The organism is Xenorhabdus khoisanae (genome assembly GCF_001037465.1).
GTDB lineage: Bacteria > Pseudomonadota > Gammaproteobacteria > Enterobacterales > Enterobacteriaceae > Xenorhabdus > Xenorhabdus khoisanae.
This window is the reverse complement of the sequence record NZ_LFCV01000243.1, coordinates 1-2980: the sequence shown is the minus strand read 5'-3', so window position 1 is coordinate 2980 and position 2980 is coordinate 1. Positions and strand designations below refer to the sequence as shown.

General features: G+C 37.8%; 3 protein-coding genes and 1 pseudogene. 2 read left to right on the top strand and 2 right to left on the bottom strand.

The features are described 5' to 3' along the window. Nucleotides 1-631: tyrosine-type recombinase/integrase (locus tag AB204_RS20520; protein ID WP_047965233.1), on the bottom strand; the 631-nt coding region annotated here is incomplete at its 3' end. A gap of 175 nt (nucleotides 632-806) precedes the next feature. Between AB204_RS20520 and AB204_RS20515 the strand changes: the two genes are divergently transcribed. Both AB204_RS20515 and AB204_RS24185 read left to right on the top strand, forming a co-directional pair. Continuing rightward, nucleotides 807-1490: a nitrilase-related carbon-nitrogen hydrolase gene (locus tag AB204_RS20515; protein ID WP_268802315.1), complete on the top strand. Its 684-nt coding sequence runs from the start codon at nucleotides 807-809 to the stop codon at nucleotides 1488-1490. 171 nt (nucleotides 1491-1661) lie between these two features. Beyond that, nucleotides 1662-1926: pseudogene (locus tag AB204_RS24185) on the top strand (hypothetical protein); the annotation flags it as partial. A 118-nt stretch (nucleotides 1927-2044) separates the two neighbouring features. On the opposite strand, the gene AB204_RS20510 reads toward AB204_RS24185, so the two are convergent. Beyond that, the gene (locus tag AB204_RS20510) at nucleotides 2045-2671 is read right to left on the bottom strand and encodes a beta/gamma crystallin domain-containing protein (RefSeq protein ID WP_047965232.1); all 627 of its coding nucleotides are present in this window, start codon (nucleotides 2669-2671) and stop codon (nucleotides 2045-2047) included. Nucleotides 2672-2980: the final 309 nt, after the last annotated feature.

Here is a 2980-nt window from a genome sequence, read left to right as displayed (position 1 = left end):
CCCTGTCCCCTTTATTTTGCAATTTACCTACATCTGGAATCGTTAAATCATCTAGCGCATTACTAATAGCAAATTTCCTTACCCGGCAAAATTTTAAAGCTTGCTTGCAGAGTTGAAATATATATCCAGCAGAAACGGGGGATTTCTTCTTTATATTATCAAAACATTTAAGCCAATAGCGCGTCTCGCAGTCTGATAATGCCATATTCCCAATATTTGGATAAATATATTTATTTAGTTGGGCTATAAGTTTATCAATGCCTGCACGGTTGTCTCTTCCATAATTTTCGATCCAATACTCAATGGCTTCTCTTACTGTTACGGGTTTTAATGACTCTTGCATATCCAAGTTAAATTGTAACTTCGGATCTTTGCCAGAGGCTAACCACCTCCGACACTTGTCCCTCGTTTCCCGAGCCTGTTTAAGACTCATATCGGGATAACGCCCAATGGTAAGGCGGTTTAACTTCTTGCCATCAAGTCGGTATGTAAAGACCCAACTAATACCACCAGCTCTAGATGCTTTTGCACTCAATCCAGCACCATCGGCAAAAAATTCAATTTTGTCGCTTTCCTTTCCTTGCAAGATCTTAAGTTTTTTGTCACTGAGCTTGTTTAGTTCGGTAGCCATGATCACTCAAAATATTTATACAAATGTTTATACATAGTGTGGCGTAAGAGTGAGTAAACGTCAATAAACACTGGAACAATATACAGGTTTATTTTTTGATAATGATTTGATTTTAAATGAAAAATTTATATCTCAAGGAAGCATGAGAACATGAAATTATACAACGGACAGTGATCTGATCGTTCTGCCGGAGATGTTTACTACGGGTTTCAGTATGAAGCCGCAGAACCTTGCTGAGACGATGGACGGGCCAAGTATCCAGTGGATGAAAGCGATGGCGGCCAAAAAATCCTGTGCAATTGTCGGCAGCATGATCATCACAGAGAATCAGCGTTTTTATAACCGATTGCTGTGGGTGAATGCTGATGGCTCCATCGTGCATTATGACAAAAAACATCTTTTTTCCTACGCGCAGGAAGATCACGAATATACAGCAGGCAATGTGCCGTTAGTTGTCGATTTTAAGGGATGGAAAATAGCAACGTTCATTTGTTATGACCTGCGTTTCCCTGTTTGGTCACGTAATGTCAGCGGTCACTATGACGCGGCGATCTACATTGCCAGCTGGCCTGCCAGACGTTCGGCTCACTGGCGTAGTTTGCTTCAGGCTCGTGCCATCGAAAACCAAAGTTATGTGATAGGCGTGAACCGGGTGGGGCAAGATGGCAATCAATTGGAATATGACGGCCACACGATGCTGATTGATCCCGTGGGTGACATCCTGTTGCACGAAATAAATGATGAAGTCGTGAAAACCGTGCCAATCTCTCTTTCTCATGTGCAGGAAGTACGGGAACGTTTTCCATTCCTGAAAGATGCTGACGCTTTTGTTTTAGGTAATTCATCTTTCACACAATAGTAAAATGACTTAAGCAATATTTTTGCCACACATTTCACTGTTAGTCCGGTAAATGAACGGACTAACAGTGAAAGAAAAAACTATCATTAAGTGAGATACAGAGAATCCCTTGCCATCCTTCCCCACCTTCGCACTTCATGACTCAGATGGAGGATTCCCATTAGTGAGTGAGTGCTTATAGTTGATTGTGGAGAACTTTTAGCGGTCAAACTGACACCCGGTAATACGGCCACAAATATTCGTAATAATATGAAAGTCAAAGTGTTATCGCTTTGGGACAGGCTGATGTTAAGACTGCTTTTTATTAGAGGTCGTATCAGGATTAATTGCTTACACTTTTCAACCGAAGAAACCGAGCCTGAATTTACGGGGTTCTGAACTGGCTCTTCTTAAACAAAGAACATGTAGCTATAAAAAATTCAGTTGGAAATTATAACACTGTCTAAAGATAACTATCAGAAGAGTAATATCAGCTTGAAATGAATCAGCCATCAATAAGCCCCCTTTTTAGGAGGCTATCTAAAAATTACCCATTATGCAGATAATTTTTTATTTCACTTATTATCAGGAAGCTCTTCCAAATAAAAATTAAAGTGATATTTGCTTACTTTCTCAAACCGCATGTGAGGCGGTTTTGTTTCATTATAAGTAATAATGTCAAGATCTGTGCCATTATATTTAAAATAAACGGCTCCATGAGTTACCGGGATATTTTGATCATTAAATACCGCGACGGAAGTGACATATTCTTGCCCATCTTTGGGTACGAGGCCAACTACTTCATAGCCACCATCTGAATAACAATCCACTGGATCAGGGATTGTATAGGTTCGGATATTCGCCCTAAATACTTGAGAGTCTCCTGACGCGTTAATCAATTTCACTGTTAACAAGTCACGGTTTGACGGTGATATAACAAACTTTGATAAACCTTGAATATCACTAATATCAGCCTGGCTTGTATCCCATTCACGATAAGTTTGTCCAGCTTGACTATTACTGCCATGTCGCCAGGCAAAAACTATTGAATCCAGACCAATTTCAACAGAAAGAAACTTATCATTTAATGGAGTACCTACTAAATTTACTACTGTACTATTTTCTGGATATTGATAAGAACTCCCAGTGTAATTCTTTTGGGTATAAAATATAGCACCATTGGTTAGTTCAGCTTTAGACATAATAGATATCTTCCTTATGTTTATTGAGGTAATGATGGGTTAGAATAAGGAATCTGATTTATATGTCAAGGTAATGGATGACTCTTATATTGATCTTTTCTTTTAAAAAATAATTGATTCAATTTTGGTTGTGTCGAAGTTAATAAATAAGGATGTTTTAATTTGATAAGGCTTGTTCCTATTTGTTTTTAATAATATTTATTACTTTTAAGTTATCCAAAATATAAGTATTGATGAAAGTCATATAAACATGAAATAGAATATAAATCCAGCTATTTAAAACCAATATTTAACATAATTAAAAAAAAA